This is a genomic window from Methanothermobacter sp. (genome assembly GCA_030055615.1).
Taxonomy (GTDB): domain Archaea; phylum Methanobacteriota; class Methanobacteria; order Methanobacteriales; family DSM-23052; genus Methanothermobacter_A.
Genome location: JASFYN010000001.1, coordinates 480,166 through 497,646, shown reverse-complemented (window position 1 = coordinate 497,646; position 17,481 = coordinate 480,166). Strand labels below are relative to the sequence as shown.

Genomic DNA, 17,481 nt, shown 5'->3' with positions numbered 1-17,481 from the left:
CAACCCCCACCCTAAAATTTTATAAACTTTATACACATTATGATGTTAATGTTCAAAGTTTTGGAGGCTAATTAATGAAACGTTTCTGGGGTTATGTGAGCGTAATCTTCGCCACCATCTTCTTCGGCTTATCAGCACCCCTTAATAAGATTATGGTCAGTGAAATGAACCCCATTTTAATCGGGGCTTTAACTTATCTTATAGCAGGGATCTTCCTATTTTTGATAAGACAATCACCCTTAAAGAATCTTATATTGAATATGCTCAATCGTGAAAAGGATGGTGAAGTGTTCATAAAACCCTCCGATTATCTCATCTTAGTTGTGACAGCCGTTTCAAGTTCTGCCATAGCCCCATTACTCTTTCTTAAAGGTCTTAGCGAAACCAGCGCCGTGAATTCGGCGCTCCTTTTAAATATTGAAGTTTTCTTCATAATATTGATGAGTTTAATTATATTCAAAGAATCTTTAAAATTGAAGGATCTTTTAGGCATTCTCCTATTAATCCTAGGTGCATTGTCAATAACAACTAATGGGAAATTCCATCATATAATTTTAACCCAGAATATTAAAGGTAATCTCCTCGTTATCGGAGCGGCATTTTTTTGGAGTCTCGACACTGTATTAAGTAAATTCCTCAGCAAAAAGAGAGATCTCATATGGATATCAGCTATAAAAAGTTTCATTGGTGGTCTAATATTAACATCTGTTTTATTATCCCTTAACATGAGCCTGAGATTCCCACTTAAAATGTTACCATTCCTATTTTCTGTTTCAATATTTAGTATAGGATTTGCCTTCATATTAATTTATTTCGCCCTCAGACAGATAGGATCAACAAGAGTGGGCTCATTATTCCCACTATCTTCATTATTTGGAGCGTTATTCGCATTTTTAATCCTCAAAGAGCCGTTCGGGGTTTTTCAACTTGCTTCTGGTTTTATCATGATCTTTGGAATTTTCATACTATACTACGATTAAAACAATTTTCACCATCTCTCATGGAAATAACCCTCCAAAGGCATGTCACCACTCTAATAAACTTCAACATTCGAAAGAAGAAATTTAAGCCATTTAACGATGAAACAATTCCCCCTTAAAAATCTAAAAAGCTAATCCTTTACATAGAATGCGGATAAACTCGCTCTCATTACAAGATATGATTCATAGAAATTGACTGTTCTGTGCTTATCTTCACTGATGATTCGTATGGCCACCACCCACCCCGCAATTCCTGATTTCCTACAGAAAAGCTTATTAATTGATTAATTGAGTTAATAGTCTAGGTGAAAAAAAATTATGAAGCTTAAAATAATAATATTATTGAGTGGAACTCTATTATTAATATTAGTGACCTCAGATTTTGTGTACATTTTTGCTATTCAAAACGGTAACATAGGTTATCCTCCACTTTACATTAAAGAATCTGACAGGGTGATGATAATAGCGCCACACCCAGATGATGAAGCCATTTCATCCGCTGGGATTATAAGATATTGCACCAGTCACAATATACCAGTTAAAGTGGTTATTATAACCAATGGAGGTTTTAATCTAGCATGGCAAAGGCACTCTGAAAGTCTAAAGGCAATGAAACAATTAGGATTAGTTTATAATATTACATTCCTTGACTATCCACAGGGACTTATTCATCTCCTAACCCAAAATTGGGATAAACCATATGTGGATTCTAATGGCATCTCCCATTCCATAAATAAATTTTCACATAATCTGAATGCCCCATACACTGGTGAAAGTTTAGCCAAACAACTAGAAGATGTCATATACGATTTCAAACCTACAATAATAATTTATCCAGATTCAAATGACATACACGAGGATCATTGGGTAACAAGTGGATTTGTAGAATATGCCATGACAAAACTCAATTACAACTGCACAACCTTAGGTTACATTGTCCATACACCATCAAACACATGGCCAACACCACATTTTTATTTTCCGGATTCCTATTTAACCCCACCATCTTATCTTTCAAAATCAGAAAATTGGGTTGAATTTCGATTAACGGGAAAAAGTGAAGAGCTTAAAGCCTCAGCGATAAAATCTTATAAGTCCCAATTAAAAAGGGGTTCATACTATCTTTTATCATTCGTAAAGAAAAACGAACTATTCTCAGTCCAGCGCCCCATAAATGTAACCAGAAATTCAAACATCATATTCACAGATCCTGAAAATGACGTGAAAAAATTTGACAATTCCATAGAAACTGAAATGGAACTGTCTAATAATTCTATAGATCTTACAAGTATAAGTTTTGAAGCCGGTGAGAATGGTACTTGCCTTTCTTTACAAACAAAAGGCAAAATATCAACCACTGACATCTATGAGTTCCATCTTCTAATAATATTTAGAGATAACACCACAAATGATATTGACATAGAAGTTAAAAATGGAAAATATCATATCAACCATGGGAAATTATCAAATCTTACCATTTTCAACACACAGAATGGTATAATAATAGAAACCCCCATAATATTTAAAAGGGGCGATAAGGTTATCTTAAGCGCAGATGCAATAAAGCCCAAAAAAGGCATAGACACAACTCCCTGGCAAATAATAGAAATTGCATAACCAAACATAAAGCCGTGATAAAGTTGTTCCCTTTTAACAAGATGTTGATAATACCTGCAGTTGATATAAAAGATGGTAAATGCGTTCAGTTAGTACAGGGCGTGCCAGGTACAGAACAAGTTATCATAGACGATCCTGTAGCCATGGCCATAGAATGGGAAGAAATGGGTGCAAGCCTCCTCCATTTGATCGATCTCGACGGCGCCCTTGGAACAGGGACGAACCTTAAGATTATAAAAAAGATCGTTAAATCATTATCTATCCCAGTACAAGTAGGTGGCGGTATAAGGAGTTTAAAATACGCTCAGAAGCTGCTTGACTTCGACGTTGAAAGGGTGATCCTAGGCACACTAGCCATTAAAAAACCTGAAATCGTGGAAAAACTAGCGAAACAATATGGATCAAAGCATATAATGGTATCCCTTGATACCAAAGATTCAAAAGTGGTTATAAAAGGTTGGACAGAAAAAACATCCAAAGAAGCCCCAGAATTGGCCAAGTTATTTGAAAATAAAGGTGCGGGTAGCATACTCTTCACCAATGTAAACGTCGAAGGATTATTAAAAGGAGTGGACATTAAACCTTTAAGAGAACTCGTAAAAGCAGTTAATATACCCATCATATATTCTGGTGGTGTGACATCTATCAAAGACATTGAACTCTTAAAAAAGATTGGTGTAAGGGGTGTTGTAATCGGATCAGCCTTATACAAGGGTAAAATAGACTTCAAAGAAGCCCTAGAATATGAGGACCCATAGTAGGTGAAAAATATTATGAAAACTGTGATGGCCACTGGAACCTTCGACATAATACACCCAGGACATATTTTCTTCCTAGAAGAGGCTAAAAAACTCGGTGGAAAAAATGCAAAGTTAATTGTAGTCCTTGCAAGAGACTCCACTGTAAGGGCAAAAAAAAGAATCCCCATTGTAAGCGAAAAACAGAGATTAGAAGTTGTTAAAATGTTAAAACCGGTTGATGAGGCCTATCTTGGGAGTGAAACAGACATGTTTGAGATAGTCCATAAAATAGACCCTGATATTATAGCCATAGGCCCAGACCAAGACTTTAATATTAAAGAACTTGAAAATGAACTTAGAAAAAGGGGTCTCAAATGTGAAGTTAAAAAAGTGAAAAAATATAAAAAAGCCCCACTCGACAGCACTTGCAAGATAATCAAAAAAATAAAAAGCATGAAATTCGATGATAAAACATTCAAAAACTGTTAAATTTTGGTGGTTTAATGATCGATGTAGGTATTATAGGAGCTAGTGGGTATACTGGTGGCGAACTTTTAAGATTTCTAAGCAAACACCCCAATGTGGAAATCGTGGCCGCAACATCTAGAAAATATGCTGGCAAACCCATAAATAGGGTGCACCCACACCTCCAAGACCTTGAACTTGAATTTTCAGATGTTGACATTGATAATATTGATGCAGATCTTATATTTACAGCGACGCCACATGGAGCTTCCATGAAGATCGTTCCAAGGATCCTAGAACAAGATATAAAAGTCGTCGACCTGAGCGGTGATTACAGATTCGACAATATAAAAACATATGAAAAATGGTATGGTATAAAACATGAAAGCCCCTTGGATGCCGTCTACGGACTCCCAGAAATTTATAGGGACAAGATAAAGGATGCCAAACTCGTAGCGAACCCAGGATGCTTCCCAACAGGGGCAATACTAGCCTGCATGCCACTAGTATATGAAAAATTAGCCGAAACTTTTATAATAGATTCCAAGACTGGTGTAAGTGGCGCTGGGATAAAACCCACCAGCGTGACCCATTATCCAAATTGTAGCGATAACGTCATACCATATAACGTGACAGATCACAGGCATACACCAGAGATACGTCAAGAATTATCACGAGAACACCCAGTAAATGTAAGCTTCACACCACACCTTGTACCAGTCATCCGAGGAATCCTAACAACAGTACACACATTTCTAAAAGAAGATCTCACCCCCAAAGAACTTGAAAGCATATACTCCGGATTCTATGAAGGCGAACCATTCATAAAAATAATAGAAGAAGGTGAAATGCCACGTTTAAGCGCTGTCAGAGGCTCTAACGAGTGCCATATAGGCTGCTTTGAAATCGATGACAACAAAAGAGCTGTTATAATATCAGCAATAGACAACCTAGTAAAAGGGGCCTCTGGCCAGGCGATCCAGAACATGAATATCATGTTCGGGTTTGATGAAAAAACATCCTTGGACCTTCCAGCAGTACACCCCTAAAATATAATATGGTGGTGTCAAATTATGAAAAAGGCACTGATCATCTATTATTCAAAAACAAAAAAAACAGAAACTGTAGCTAAAACTATCGCCGATGAACTATCAGCCGAAACCATAGAAATAAAAGATCTGAAGGATCGATACGGCCTCCTAAGTAATATAGGATCAATCATAGATGCTATAAGAGAAAAAAAGACTAGAATAGAACCTGAAACTATTGATTTAACCGGATATGACCTCCTATATATAGGATCCCCAACATGGGCTGGTAAACCAGCACCCGCCATAATAACACTAATAGACAATCTAAAATTAAAAGGTAAAGATGTCATACTATTTGCCACAATGAGCCGCCAAGGCGGAAACAATGTAATAGATAGGATGGCTGAAAAGATAAAAGCGAGAGGAGGCCGCATAATAAACTCCTTCACGATAAAAACGGGTGGAAAACAATTTCACGAGATCAAAGAGGACACATTAAAGGTCATGGCTGAAAAAGACCTTAAAATATACTCCATAGGATAAAAAGGTGAATAATATTGAAAAGAAAACTTCTAGAATCCTACAAACTACTTATAATCATACCATTGATCATAACACTATCATCCCTTGGCATACTACTAACACATGGACTAGAAGAAAGCGTAGACCTAAAAGGAGGGTCCATCGCCGAATTAACACTAGAAAAAAAGATGGATCAAACAGAACTCAAAGCCTTCATCCAAGAAAAACTAAAAATCAAAGACGTTAATGTCATTTCAATTAAAGGATATGATGCAACAGTACAAATGGGCAGCGACATTCAAGTTGATGAATTTGCAAGAGCCTTAAAAGGGACGGCGAAGATCAAAAGTTACAGGTCAGTGGGTCCAATACTGGGCAAGGAAGCTATGAACCAAATTTATTGGGCTGTAGGGTTCGCTTTCCTTTTCATGTCCATAACAGTACTTATAGTTTTCAGAAACTTGGTACCATCCCTTGCAGTTATAATGGCAGCAGCCTGCGATATAATAATCGCATTAGGTGGCATGTCACTCTTTAAAGTTCCATTGTCACTCGCATCCATCGGTGCGATCCTCATGCTAATAGGCTACAGCGTAGACACCGACATACTACTCACAACAAGAGTCCTTAAACAAAGAAAAGGTAAAATAACCGAGAGGGCGATAGGAGCCATTAAGACTGGGTTAACAATGTCAGCAGCAGCAATAGCATCCATGAGCGCGCTCTACATAGTAACAGTATTCTTAATACCAGAAGCCGAAGTTTTAAGTAATATAGCTGCAGTTCTTATCATCGGATTATCAGCTGACATTTTAACAACATGGTTCATGAATCTTGGTATACTAAGATGGTACTTGGAGGCAAGATCATGAGAAAAGGAATTTCACGATTCATAAGAGAACCAAGGACAATCATCCTCATCATATTAGTACTGATAAGTTTAGCAGCTATCGCAACCCTTGGAATCCCACAAGGCCTCGACCTAAAAGGGGGATCGATCATACAAATACAATTAGAAAAACCTGTGGACTCCGCTACTATGAACACCATAACCAGTGTACTTGATAAAAGGCTTAACATTTTCGGCGTAAAAGATGTGAAGGTAAGGGCCAGCGGAAGCCAAAACGTTATTATTGAAATTGCCGGGGTAAAACCCGAAGAAGTGGCTAAGATAGTTGGTTCACCAGGTAAATTTGAAGCAAAAATCGACAATAAGACCGTGCTCACAGGAGCCGATATCGTAAGCGTACAATCCCCCATAATAAAGGGGAACCAATGGGAGGTTCCATTCCGCATATCAACTGATGGTGCAAAACGTTTTGCAAAAGCTGCAGAGGGAAAAGCCGGAGCACCGGTTGACATGTACTTGGATGATCGCCTCATAACCTCCCCTGAAATATCACCTGATGTAGCAGCTGGTAAACCCGTGACCGACGTTGCAATAACAGGCGCTGAAAGTACAAGAGAATCCGCAGAATTAAAGGCGAAAGAAGTTGAAACTCTCCTAAAGTCCGGTTCACTACCCGTAAAGGTTAAAATTATTGGTGTGAGCAACGTATCCGCCGAACTCGGAGGAGAATTCACAAAAGGAGCCCTAATAGCTGGTCTACTTGCTATCATCGCCATTATCATAATCCTAGTCGCACGTTATAGGACGCCCATCCTAGTACTCCCAATATTCTTCACAACCTTGGCAGAACTCATACTCATACTAGGTGTTGCTGCCATCATACGATGGAACATAGATTTGGCCGCCATAGCAGGTATCTTAGCGGCCATAGGGACTGGAGTAGATGACCAAATAATCATGACAGATGAAGTACTCGGCGGGGAAAGAGTAAAAAGGCGCAGGAGAAGGTTCAGGATCCGAGAAGCTTTTTTCATAATATTCGCTTCTGCAGGTACCTTAATCGCTGCTATGCTACCATTAGCCTATGTAGGTTTCGCGAGGGGCGCTACAGGTATAGGAATGTTAGCCGGTTTCGCATTTACAACAGTACTAGGCGTTCTCATAGGCGTTTTCATAACACGTCCAGTATATGCTAAATTCATGGAATATATAATAAAGTAGGGGGTTCGGATTGAGAAAACCCAAGGAACTTAAAGTTAAACCGATAAAAAATGGAACCGTCATAGATCATATCACCTCAAATAAGGCCTTGCACGTCTTGAAGATACTAGGTCTTCCAGATGGTAAAAGTAGGGTTACAGTAGCTATTAACATGGAATCTTCACGTTATGGTTCGAAGGATATTGTTAAAGTGGAAAATAGGGAATTAGAATCAAGTGAAGTGGATCAAATAGCTCTCATAGCACCCAAGGCAACCATAAACATAATCCGAGATTATGAGATAGTGGAAAAGTGGAAAGTACACCTACTCGATGAAGTGCATGGTATATTAAAATGTCCTAATCCAAATTGCATAACTAATAGGAGAGAACCTGTTAAAACACGATTCTATGTTATCAACAGAGAACCCGTGATTTTAAGGTGTCATTTCTGTGAAAGGCTCATGAGCGAAGATGAAATTGAATCCCAATTCTAGAGCTTCACGTAAGTTGGGAGCCTACCATTGACACTATAAAAGCCTAGAATCTTACTGTACATATAGACAAGCTTCTGGAATGGTATTTTACCACGGCTTGTAAAAGCATAATTAGGCGCACGATTATAAACTTTAATAAAGCCTATGATATTCGCTGCAACCTTTAAATATTCCGATTTATAAATCCTCCCCCTACTATAGTTTCCAGATGATAACATGGCATTCTCAACATTACCCACAGTTATCATGGATGTGCTGCCACTATTTATATTTAATGTAGCTTTACAGAACAAATACAATACCTGGCCCATATTATAGTTATTGTTGATGGTGACATTGTTAGGTAATTTCTTATAGGATTCATAGTAACCTTTTAGTGTATTCGCGCTTGTAGCCAACTGCGAAATTGATAAAACCGCATCTTGTATAACATTATTATATTTTAGTAATAGGATCATTTGCATAAATGATCTGTCAACACTACCCAAAGCCACAGTTCCATGTGAGGAGAGAACCTCACATGTAACACTAGGTATGCCTCCAAGGTTGCAAACGTCCTCTAGGGCTCCTTGATATTCTAAACCAGCATTCTCATATACTATCAGTTTAGAGAGGCTGTTCTTACTTATATAATATGCTATCTTGTAACTTTCATAGGTTGGTTTTCTTGAACAGAATACAGCATCCTTTCCTGGAGTTCCGCCGGGTTTTGTTGAATGGAAATCCCCCAAGGCTTGGACTAAACGTTCCTTGGCAATTTGCACTATCCTATTGGTTGGCGTCCCCTTGTAATTAGCTATACTATTAGGATTCTGACCATTCCAATAACGTGAGGACGTTACTGTTGATGATGGGATGAGGAATGGCACTATATAAACTGTACCATTAATCTTCTTGTCTGCAAGATAATCTATGAGTTTAAGAGCTGCTAATTGCGGAGGTAATTCATTACCATGAACACCCGCAACAATCATAACATTCTTGCCAGAACCATTACCGAATACTACCATTGGAGTGCCGTTTTTAGCTGCTGTGATGACCTCTCGGGTTATAGGATGGTGGGGTGTGTATTGTCTAATATAATAATTCCCTGTGACATTTCCCCCAGTCCCATTATATATGATTTCTATATTGGCTGCTGAAACCTGAACCATGGAAAAAAGTCCAAAAAACAATACCAGTATTAAGAATTTTTTAAACATGCAAAATTCATCCTTTTAGTATGTGTTTAGCGAGCCTAAGTGCAAGGGCCATGATGGTGAGGATAGGTGGGGCGCCCGGGGCCCTCGGGAGCACACTTGCATCTGCAATATAAAGTCCTTTTATACTTGTTTCAAGGTTTTCATCTACTACTTTACCTATGGGAGCAGTTCCCCCTGGATGCGCGCCTCTCGGATGCGTTGAAACTATAGTGGATGTTTCCACACCAATATTTGAAAGTATGGAACCTGCAATGGCCGATCCCCTTGTAAGCAACTTTATATCATTTAGGGTGTTTTCTTTTGTGATCTCATCCAATTTAACTTTCCCATTATTCTCATCGGCGATTTTAACCATTAATCCTATGATATCCTTTTCCTTGTATCCTTCTCTTTTGAGTTCTTTTGCGATGAGGCTGGCAAAATGTGGTGCTAATATGAAATTTTCCATTTCAATTATGGCATTCATCTGAACTTCCTCATTGAATCGTATATCCTCTAATATGCCCCCTACTGTTATGAAAGTGTCCATGAAGAATGTTTCTCCTGCGTTTATACCCGATCTTAGGAGCAGTCTTGGTGTTCCAACCGCCCCCGCGGATAGTATCACAATTTCATCATACAATGGTCCGTCCGAGGTTTTAACACCCCTTATCCTATTATTTTCTATGATAAGGTTCTTAACTTCAGTTTCTTGGATGAGTTCAGCACCCCACTTTGTGGCGTCCTCTATGAATTCCTTCGCGGACCATTTAGCATCCCTTGGACACCCGAAGGCGCATTTTCCACAAGGTTTACACTTTTTAGGGTTTATGAATTTTGGCATCCTCCTTATGGGCAGGCCAAGTGAATGTGCACTTTCCATTATAAGCTTTGTACCATCACCTATATGTGTCGTTGGGAGTGGTTTTACCTTAAGTTCTTTTTCTATCTCGTCAAGTTCTTTTGTAATATTTATACCGTAATCCTTTAGATCATCCTCAAGGACTCTAATGGCGTTTCCAGCCGCTACAAGGGTGGAACCGCCTACGCATGAAGTTTTAAGAAGGTCCACGCCTTGGGGTGGTGGATCATAACATTTGAATGCATGCTTTGATGGTACGAGGGGGCCTTTCTCTATGATAGTCACTTCAGTGTTATTTTTTGCAAGTTCCCTTGCGATAGTGGCGCCACCAGCCCCTGAACCTATGACTATAACCATAAAACCACTTTATTCAAACAAGATTATTGATTTTGTAGGACAAGATTTAGCGCAAAAACCACAACCTATACAAATCTGGTCATCTATTTCCACTGTCCAATCTTCTTCCATGTTAATGGCTTTAACTGGGCAAAGTGATATGCACGCTCCACAATCTATGCATTTATCCTTATCCTTTTTAACAACTTTTATTATAGGGTTTACTTCTATACCTTGCTCCTCTATAAACTTTATACTCTCCTTTTCTTCGGGGCCGCTTATTTCAACTAGCATTTTGCCCCCACGGGGTGTTATATGCGCTCTTAGTATGTTGAATTCGATATCATATTTCTTTATTGTCTCTGATATTATGGCCTTGCCTATGATGCTTGGAAGGAATCTTAGCCATGCTTTCATATGGATTCTCCCCCTCTATCCATCTTCTTCCCCACGAGCCTTGATATGTCCTCCGCTGTTATAATACCTTTGACCTTGTTATCTGAATCAACTATTGGCAACCCAGAAATATCATATTTATCTATTCTACGTGCAACCACTTCTACGGGTTCGTCTTCCCTGGCGATTATAACCTTCTTCGTCATAACATCTTGGAGGCTGGTTTTACCCTTTGCAACTGCATCAGCTATATCCCATGATGTCACGATCCCTTGGAGTATCCCTTCTTCGTCAACGACAGGAATGTGGTTAATATTGTTTTCAACAAGTTTTCTTGCAACTTCCTTGATATTCTCATCCGGGTGTGTGACTATCACCGGTTTACTTTCTAATTCCCGCACTAGTATCGATGGTTTTCTGATTTCAAGGGGCCTTAGAGTATAACCTCTTGATGGTAGCCTATAAATTGGGGATGTAAGTAGGAATTCGCTTTTTTCTATTAACTTTTTAAGTTCTTCTGCTATTATCCTGGCCTTTTTCAATGATGATAATGGAGAAGTCGGAACTTCCATGCCATTTATCTCGATTTTACCACTCTTAAGCTCTTTATAATTAGTTTCCTTAACTACTGGCCTTTCTCTGCGTGGCACACCATAATCAACAACCTTACATGTGATATCCTCGTCACTGATACCTGTAGATGCTGCTATATCCTCGTTAAGTACGGGTATGGGTATGCCAACTCCAACATAGAGGGTTGGCCCATATTTTGGCATTGTAGCCGCCCTTAAAAATTCCGGGTTCATCTTTTTCATGTCACCCTTTAACATTAATGTACCTGCAGAGGTTGTGGGTACACCATGCCTTCTTTCGACATCAGTTGAATGTTGTGTGCCTTCACCGACAATATAACCTTCTGCTCCGCATAAGAAAACCTTTGTACCGAAGCCGATGGTCTGGAAGTAAGGGTCGTTTATAAGTGGGCTGAGTTCCCCTGCACTTGAATAGGTTACATTACCATAATTGGGTAAAAGTGTGCCCATATAAGTATATAGTGTCTCATCAGTGGAATTAACTGCAACAGCATAATTCTGATAACAATTACGCGGATTAACCATTATAGCCTGGTTGAGTTTATCCAAGGTTATCAAGGTTTCAACATGCTTTAGTGGGTAACAGTCTGTTCCATATGCTTCAGCGACCAACTCTATTTCTTCACCTTTTATAAGATCTTCTATGACATGCGCCCCACCATAATCCAATCCAAGTTCTGGGTCCTTGTTAGGCTGTGCCGCGCCTATATATGCGTCCACCGCCGCAAGACCGGAGTAAAGTTCAACACCATTAAGATAGGTTCTAGCCATTTTAATAGGGGGATCAGAATGTCCAAAATTTAAAAAAGCCCCCGATGAACACATAGCACCGAATGTACCGGTTGTTACAACATCTACTTCACGGGCAGCCTCCTTAGGCCCGTTTTCAGCCACTATCTCTGTCATTTCAGATGCTGTGACCACAACAGCATCCCCATCCTTGATCTTCTGATTTATCTCATTGATGGTCTTCAAAATATCACATCCCCCAAAAAGATAGGGTTTATGTCTGTGTAATTATATAATTAGTCCTATAAAAATTATCCACCCATCCCACTCTAATAAGCAACTAGGAGGCCCCTAATACAAAATAACAAAACTTTCAAGAATTTTTTAAATGTCTTGTTTCAGGATTAGAGAATTTAAAAGCTCCCAAAATTGTCTCACTGTCCCAAAATCTTCCTGGGAGAGTAAAAGAACATCTAAGAGGTTGATAAAATTGGACACTAATGTCTTTGAGAAGACAATTCATTGGCTTGTAGAGAAAGCCGATTATGCCGATATAAGAATGGGAGAATCATTTAGCAATTCCCTTCTCATGAAGGATGGTAAAATACAGGAGATTAAAACAGGCCATGACACGGGTATACGTGTCAGGGTTCTTAATAAAGGCTCATGGGGCTTGGCTTATACTTCTAATCCGTCAAAGATTGATGAAATAGCTGAAAAAGCCCTCAAATTATCCGAGAGGGTGGGTGGGGATGCTGAAATGGCATCATATCCACCGATAGTTGACAGAATAGGCTCTAAAGCTAAAATACCACCCTCTACTGTGTCAATCGAGGATAAAAAAAGAACACTTCTAGAATTACATGGCGCAGCCTCCATAGACAAGATTATAAGTACCACTATAAATTACGTGGATAGTGAAACAAAAACTATTTTCTTCAATTCTGAGGGATCATCTATAGAATCAGAGGAAGTGAGGGTAGCCCTGTTCTTAAATACAGTAGCTTCTGATGGCTTGCAAATTCAAATGGGACATGATAATATTGGAGGTTGCCATGGTTTCGAGATACTTGAAGAAGAAGATCTTGAAAGGCTAGGTAGAGAAACCAGCGAAAAAGCTGTTAGATTATTATCAGCCCACAGTCCACCTTCAGGTAAATTCACTATCTTAACAGACCCTAAACTTACAGGAGTCCTTATACATGAAGCATTGGGGCATGCAACAGAGGCGGACCTCGTGCTCCAAGATGATTCAATACTCAAAGATCGTATCGGTGAAAGAATAGGATCAAAGAATGTTACAATAGTAGATGATCCCACAATAGACGCCTTTGGACACTACCATTATGATGCAGAAGGCGTGAAAGCATCACCCACAATACTCGTGGAGAAAGGTATCCTAAAATCATATTTAACATCAAGGGAGACAGCCCAGAAACTAGGCCTTGAACCGACAGGTAATGCACGTTCAATTATAAGCGAAAACCCTATTGTAAGAATGAGCAACACCTACATAGAACCTGGTGACTGGAATTTCGAGGAGATGATTGAAGACATTGAATATGGGATATACCTTAAAGGTTCTCGGGGAGGACAAGTGGACACAGGCAAGGGAATATTTCAGTTCAATGCAGCTGAATCCTTCCTAATAAAAGATGGTGAGATAAAGGAACCCCTTAGAGATGTTTCATTATCAGGGGATATCACAGAAACCCTTAAAAAGGTCGATGCCATAGGGTCAGATTTCAAAATGAATATTGGATTTTGTGGGAAAGCAGGACAAACAGTACCTGTAGGTGATGGTGGACCTCACCTACGACTTAGAGAAGTGATGGTGGGTGGGAGCGGATAAAAATTTAAGGTGATAATAGATGCTTTCAAAAGAAGATGGCAGACTGCTCATAAAAATTGCTAGAAAAGCCATAAAAACATACCTAAAAAAGGGTAAGATAATAGACCCCCCAAGGGTTCCGTCCCATTTAAAAGAGAAGATGGGAGTGTTCGTAACATTAAATAAAAATGGAGATCTTAGAGGATGTATAGGGTTCCCAGAGCCGATAAAACCTTTAATAAAGGGTGTTATAGAAGCTGCTGTGGCATCAGCAACATCAGACCCGAGGTTTCCCCCAGTAACAGTGGAAGAACTCGAAGAAATTCAAATAGAAGTGAGTGTACTCACAAAACCAGAACCCATAAAAGTAGAGGATCCAAGAGAATACCCCAAGAGGATAAAAGTGGGAGTGGATGGACTCATCATCGAAAAAGGACCCTATAAAGGCCTATTATTACCCCAAGTCGCCGTCGAGTGGAATTTTGACGAAGAAGAATTCCTCTGCAATACATGCCTAAAGGCGGGCCTACCCCCAGACTGTTGGTATGACCAGGACACAAAAGTCTACAAATTCCAGGCCCAGATATTCCAAGAAAAAGGATCAAAGTGAAAAAGGCCATGAGACTACCACCAATCCCAACGAGTGAAGAACTCTTAAACAAAGCATTTAGTAGGGCTAGGAAAGCCGCATCAGCCGCTCGCACCTCAAGAATACCAAGTCAAAAAAAGGCTAAGACGATAGAGATTATAAGGATCCAAACAGCTTGTAACATCATCAAAGACAAATTAAAATTAATAATAGAACGCACACCAGATATTGAAAGCTTGCCAGAATTCTACCAAGATTACATTGACGTAACAGTAGGGATAGATCCATTGAAAAAATCATTAGGGGCTATTAACTGGGCCGCTAGCATAATCAGCCAACTTGAAAGGGAATACAGGAAGCGTATAAGGAAATCAAGGCCCTCTTTAGCATCATCTATCAGGAGAGAGGCATATGGTAGAATATCATCTGTTATAAAAAAAATTGGGGACGACTTAGATTTCTTGGATTTTACGAGGAACAAGTTAAAAAACATGCCCACAGTAGATTTTAATGCCTTCACTGTTGTTATCGCTGGATTCCCAAATGTTGGGAAATCAACAATATTGCGAAGATTAACCGGTGCCAAGCCAAAAGTTGCAGAGTATCCCTTCACCACAAAAGGGCTCCAAATAGGCTACCTTGAGATGAAATGGAACAAAATCCAAATCATAGATACTCCAGGACTTTTAGATCGTCCAATCGATGAAATGAACAACATAGAATTAAAGGCTATGGTCGCCTTGGAAAATTTGGCTGACATCATATTATTCATTTTTGACGCCTCTGAAACTTGCGGTTATCCTATGGAGAGTCAATATAATCTTTTCAAGGACTTAAAAAAGATATTCAGGATACCATTTATCTGTGTGTTTAACAAGATGGACCTCATAGAAAATATTAAGTATATCAAAAAATATACTATAAAGGTTGAGGATCCTATACTAATCTCTGCATTAGAAGATGAGGGGGTCTCTAGCTTAATAAAAAGATTGGAGGGTTTGCATGAGAAAAAAACTAGAAAAGCCTTTCAGCATGTTGGAAAAAAGAAGATTAATGGCTGAAAAGATGATAGAAGATATGATAAAGAATATGAGAGAAATGCAAAAAGAATTTGAAAAGAAAATATCAGAGTATACAGAAGCTCTACCAGAGAAACCAACCCTTGACCTTATAGAAACCGATGATAAACTTATTATAAAAACAGATCTTCCAGGGGTTAAAAAGGAGGACATAAATATAGAATTAACGGAGGACAGTATTACCATAACAGCAGATTTCAAGGAAGAAATAGAAGTGGAGGAAGCCAATTACGTGAAAAAAGAGCGCCGATATGGTGAAGCAAGGAGAGAACTGAAATTACCAACTAAGATAAAAGTGGATGAGGCTAAAGCAACATTCAAAGATGGTGTTCTAACAGTAGAACTTCCAAAGGTGGAAGTTAAAAAGAAACACACCCTCAAAGTAGAATAAAACCCATTTTTCCTATTTCATATCCTCTTAGTATCTCACTTTCCCAATATGTCTTGTGCTCCCAGGATCCTTGTTGTTATAAGATGCTAGATAATAGATGAACCATTCAAGTGGTATGACCAATATAAAGGGTGATAATAGACTGTTAAGGTTACTGTAATCCTTCATTGAAAAGATTATATTCTTTGCATTGATTTTCTCGCAGAATTCAATAGATTTCCTCGTTAGAACATCACCCGGAAGGTCGGCCTCTAGGAATACTATTGGGACACCATCTTCAACTTTTTCAATCAATCCATGTCTAAATTCTCCTGAATAAAGCGGACAGGCATGTTTAAGCGCTCCTTCCATGAACATGGTCATTGCAAGTTTATAGGCGAGACCATAATTTGGACCGCTCCCCATACAATAAAACATATCATCATCCTTGAATTCAAATGCAAGAAGCTTGTTCTCCTCTTCTGTTTCCTTTATAAGCCTATTAATGGCGCTTGGTAACTTCTCAAGGTCCTTGAGTATATTCTTTGAAAATTCATCATCATAGACTCCAAATAGGATATAATATAGGCAGAGTAACTGGTTTATGTATGTTTTTGTCGCTACTATGGCATTCTCCCGCTGACAATGTGTCAATATTACATCATCTGATTCCCTTGCCATAGTACTGGTAGGCTCATTGGTTATTGTTATGGTTTTCAAGTTATATTTCTTTGCTTTTCGCAATGCTGCAAGAGTATCCGCTGTTTCACCAGACTGTGAAGTTAATATGATGATAGAATCTTTATCTTGGATTTTTTTATGGTAAAGAAATTCATAACCTGTGAATATACTTATATCCATATCATAACAGATGTTAATAGCATCACGCACAGAATAGCATGTTGAGAGGGAACTTCCACATCCTATAAGGTATATTTTATCATATTCCCTTAATTCATCTGAAATTTCATCCATATGAGATTTTTCTCTTTTCAATGTTTTCGTCATTGATCGTGGTTGTTGAAGTATTTCATGATACATATCATACTTCATATTCTAACTTCCTCCCCTATCTTTATAGCCATTCTAGCAGCTTCAATAGCATCAGATGCCAATAATACTATCATGGGCTCTTTTCCCCAATCCCCCTTATGGTATATTACATCAGGTACCATACCTATCCTCTTAATGGCTACTTTAACACCCCATGGTATGGTTGCGCCTTCTTTTCCTTTGATCTCCATTGGCTCTTTTCTTCTATCATAATATGAAACTTTAAGGCCCATCCTCTCACAAAATTCTATGATGGCCTTATCATATTTTATATTAATTCCACTCCTTCGAGTGGGATCATATTTTCTTATCTCTAATATGAGACGTGCTAAATGTGAAGAAGCCCCATATTCCGGTTCTCTGCATGCAAAGACTTCTCTTTTGTGGACCGTGATCCTCCCCGGGATCCCGGCCACGTCATTAATTGTCCTAGCATTTTCCTTCGCCATCACTATATTCGTTCTCACCTCTGGGATGAGCCTATAAAATCCTCTTGAAGAAGTGATCATCTCAAGAGCTTTTTTTAAATTTTCAATTTCTAATCCAATCAATCTACCCCCA

At 38.9% G+C, this 17,481-nt stretch carries 19 protein-coding genes; 13 read left to right on the top strand and 6 right to left on the bottom strand.

Annotation, left to right across the window (positions count from 1 at the left end):
• Window positions 1-74 precede the first annotated feature (74 nt).
• From QFX38_02780 to pyrI, 9 genes are all read left to right on the top strand, one after another.
• A complete protein-coding gene (locus tag QFX38_02780) occupies window positions 75-980 on the top strand; it encodes a DMT family transporter (GenBank protein ID MDI9623796.1) in 906 nt (301 codons plus the stop codon).
• Window positions 981-1,298: 318 nt separating this feature from the next.
• A complete protein-coding gene (locus QFX38_02775) occupies window positions 1,299-2,597 on the top strand; it encodes a PIG-L family deacetylase (protein ID MDI9623795.1) in 1,299 nt (432 codons plus the stop codon).
• A gap of 41 nt (window positions 2,598-2,638) precedes the next feature.
• Window positions 2,639-3,355, top strand: a complete 717-nt coding sequence (gene hisA / locus QFX38_02770; protein ID MDI9623794.1) for a 1-(5-phosphoribosyl)-5-[(5-phosphoribosylamino)methylideneamino]imidazole-4-carboxamide isomerase — start codon at window positions 2,639-2,641, stop codon at window positions 3,353-3,355.
• Window positions 3,356-3,370: 15 nt separating this feature from the next.
• Entirely contained in the window at window positions 3,371-3,826 is a 456-nt protein-coding gene (locus QFX38_02765; protein ID MDI9623793.1) for an adenylyltransferase/cytidyltransferase family protein, read from the top strand.
• Between the two features lie 14 nt (window positions 3,827-3,840).
• Window positions 3,841-4,851: an N-acetyl-gamma-glutamyl-phosphate reductase gene (gene argC, locus QFX38_02760; GenBank protein ID MDI9623792.1), complete on the top strand. Its 1,011-nt coding sequence runs from the start codon at window positions 3,841-3,843 to the stop codon at window positions 4,849-4,851.
• Between the two features lie 24 nt (window positions 4,852-4,875).
• Window positions 4,876-5,376, top strand: coding sequence for a flavodoxin domain-containing protein (locus QFX38_02755; GenBank protein ID MDI9623791.1), 501 nt, complete (start codon window positions 4,876-4,878; stop codon window positions 5,374-5,376).
• Window positions 5,377-5,384: 8 nt separating this feature from the next.
• Window positions 5,385-6,227 carry a protein translocase subunit SecF gene (locus QFX38_02750; protein MDI9623790.1) on the top strand — a complete coding sequence of 281 codons (843 nt, stop codon included), beginning with the start codon at window positions 5,385-5,387 and terminating at the stop codon, window positions 6,225-6,227.
• A complete protein-coding gene (locus QFX38_02745) occupies window positions 6,224-7,426 on the top strand; it encodes a preprotein translocase subunit SecD (GenBank protein MDI9623789.1) in 1,203 nt (400 codons plus the stop codon). Before QFX38_02750 ends, QFX38_02745 begins: the two co-directional genes overlap by 4 nt.
• A 10-nt stretch (window positions 7,427-7,436) precedes the next feature.
• Window positions 7,437-7,901, top strand: a complete 465-nt coding sequence (gene pyrI / locus QFX38_02740) for an aspartate carbamoyltransferase regulatory subunit (GenBank protein ID MDI9623788.1) — start codon at window positions 7,437-7,439, stop codon at window positions 7,899-7,901.
• Here the strand turns inward: pyrI and QFX38_02735 are convergent.
• The 4 genes from QFX38_02735 to QFX38_02720 are packed head-to-tail and all read right to left on the bottom strand — an operon-like array spanning window position 7,898 to window position 12,244.
• Window positions 7,898-9,103 carry a pseudomurein-binding repeat-containing protein gene (locus QFX38_02735; GenBank protein ID MDI9623787.1) on the bottom strand — a complete coding sequence of 402 codons (1,206 nt, stop codon included), beginning with the start codon at window positions 9,101-9,103 and terminating at the stop codon, window positions 7,898-7,900. The genes pyrI and QFX38_02735 overlap by 4 nt on opposite strands.
• A 7-nt stretch (window positions 9,104-9,110) precedes the next feature.
• Window positions 9,111-10,301, bottom strand: a complete 1,191-nt coding sequence (locus tag QFX38_02730; GenBank protein ID MDI9623786.1) for a GMC family oxidoreductase — start codon at window positions 10,299-10,301, stop codon at window positions 9,111-9,113.
• Between the two features lie 9 nt (window positions 10,302-10,310).
• Window positions 10,311-10,697, bottom strand: coding sequence for a 4Fe-4S binding protein (locus tag QFX38_02725; GenBank protein MDI9623785.1), 387 nt, complete (start codon window positions 10,695-10,697; stop codon window positions 10,311-10,313).
• Window positions 10,694-12,244, bottom strand: coding sequence for a homocysteine biosynthesis protein (locus tag QFX38_02720; GenBank protein MDI9623784.1), 1,551 nt, complete (start codon window positions 12,242-12,244; stop codon window positions 10,694-10,696). The genes QFX38_02725 and QFX38_02720 overlap by 4 nt, the downstream gene beginning before the upstream one ends.
• 238 nt (window positions 12,245-12,482) lie before the next feature.
• Here QFX38_02720 and QFX38_02715 point away from each other — a divergent pair, with 238 nt between their 5' ends.
• From QFX38_02715 to QFX38_02700, 4 genes are read left to right on the top strand one after another with little or no spacing between them, the layout of a single operon-like run.
• Window positions 12,483-13,850 carry a TldD/PmbA family protein gene (locus tag QFX38_02715; protein MDI9623783.1) on the top strand — a complete coding sequence of 456 codons (1,368 nt, stop codon included), beginning with the start codon at window positions 12,483-12,485 and terminating at the stop codon, window positions 13,848-13,850.
• Between the two features lie 19 nt (window positions 13,851-13,869).
• Entirely contained in the window at window positions 13,870-14,439 is a 570-nt protein-coding gene (locus QFX38_02710; protein ID MDI9623782.1) for a TIGR00296 family protein, read from the top strand.
• An 8-nt stretch (window positions 14,440-14,447) separates the two neighbouring features.
• The gene (locus tag QFX38_02705) at window positions 14,448-15,479 is read left to right on the top strand and encodes an NOG1 family protein (GenBank protein MDI9623781.1); all 1,032 of its coding nucleotides are present in this window, start codon (window positions 14,448-14,450) and stop codon (window positions 15,477-15,479) included.
• On the top strand, window positions 15,421-15,888 hold the full coding sequence (locus QFX38_02700; protein ID MDI9623780.1) for an Hsp20/alpha crystallin family protein: 468 nt from the start codon (window positions 15,421-15,423) through the stop codon (window positions 15,886-15,888). Before QFX38_02705 ends, QFX38_02700 begins: the two co-directional genes overlap by 59 nt.
• 27 nt (window positions 15,889-15,915) lie before the next feature.
• Here the strand turns inward: QFX38_02700 and QFX38_02695 are convergent, their stop codons facing one another.
• Both QFX38_02695 and QFX38_02690 read right to left on the bottom strand, forming a co-directional pair.
• A complete protein-coding gene (locus QFX38_02695; GenBank protein ID MDI9623779.1) occupies window positions 15,916-16,920 on the bottom strand; it encodes an SIS domain-containing protein in 1,005 nt (334 codons plus the stop codon).
• Entirely contained in the window at window positions 16,917-17,471 is a 555-nt protein-coding gene (locus tag QFX38_02690) for a thiamine-phosphate synthase family protein (GenBank protein MDI9623778.1), read from the bottom strand. Before QFX38_02690 ends, QFX38_02695 begins: the two co-directional genes overlap by 4 nt.
• Window positions 17,472-17,481 lie beyond the last annotated feature (10 nt).

What these genes read in the sequence shown, in the direction of transcription:
- QFX38_02755 (MDI9623791.1), top strand. Translation starts at nt 4,876, where the DNA reads ATGAAAAAGGCACTGATCATCTATTATTCAAAAACAAAAAAAACAGAA.
- QFX38_02745 (MDI9623789.1), top strand. Translation starts at nt 6,224, where the DNA reads ATGAGAAAAGGAATTTCACGATTCATAAGAGAACCAAGGACAATCATC.
- argC (MDI9623792.1), top strand. Translation starts at nt 3,841, where the DNA reads ATGATCGATGTAGGTATTATAGGAGCTAGTGGGTATACTGGTGGCGAA.
- QFX38_02765 (MDI9623793.1), top strand. Translation starts at nt 3,371, where the DNA reads ATGAAAACTGTGATGGCCACTGGAACCTTCGACATAATACACCCAGGA.
- QFX38_02695 (MDI9623779.1), bottom strand. Translation starts at nt 16,920, where the DNA reads ATGAAGTATGATATGTATCATGAAATACTTCAACAACCACGATCAATG.
- QFX38_02780 (MDI9623796.1), top strand. Translation starts at nt 75, where the DNA reads ATGAAACGTTTCTGGGGTTATGTGAGCGTAATCTTCGCCACCATCTTC.
- QFX38_02700 (MDI9623780.1), top strand. Translation starts at nt 15,421, where the DNA reads ATGAGAAAAAAACTAGAAAAGCCTTTCAGCATGTTGGAAAAAAGAAGA.
- QFX38_02705 (MDI9623781.1), top strand. Translation starts at nt 14,448, where the DNA reads ATGAGACTACCACCAATCCCAACGAGTGAAGAACTCTTAAACAAAGCA.
- QFX38_02725 (MDI9623785.1), bottom strand. Translation starts at nt 10,697, where the DNA reads ATGAAAGCATGGCTAAGATTCCTTCCAAGCATCATAGGCAAGGCCATA.
- hisA (MDI9623794.1), top strand. Translation starts at nt 2,639, where the DNA reads ATGTTGATAATACCTGCAGTTGATATAAAAGATGGTAAATGCGTTCAG.
- QFX38_02730 (MDI9623786.1), bottom strand. Translation starts at nt 10,301, where the DNA reads ATGGTTATAGTCATAGGTTCAGGGGCTGGTGGCGCCACTATCGCAAGG.
- QFX38_02710 (MDI9623782.1), top strand. Translation starts at nt 13,870, where the DNA reads ATGCTTTCAAAAGAAGATGGCAGACTGCTCATAAAAATTGCTAGAAAA.
- QFX38_02775 (MDI9623795.1), top strand. Translation starts at nt 1,299, where the DNA reads ATGAAGCTTAAAATAATAATATTATTGAGTGGAACTCTATTATTAATA.
- QFX38_02735 (MDI9623787.1), bottom strand. Translation starts at nt 9,103, where the DNA reads ATGTTTAAAAAATTCTTAATACTGGTATTGTTTTTTGGACTTTTTTCC.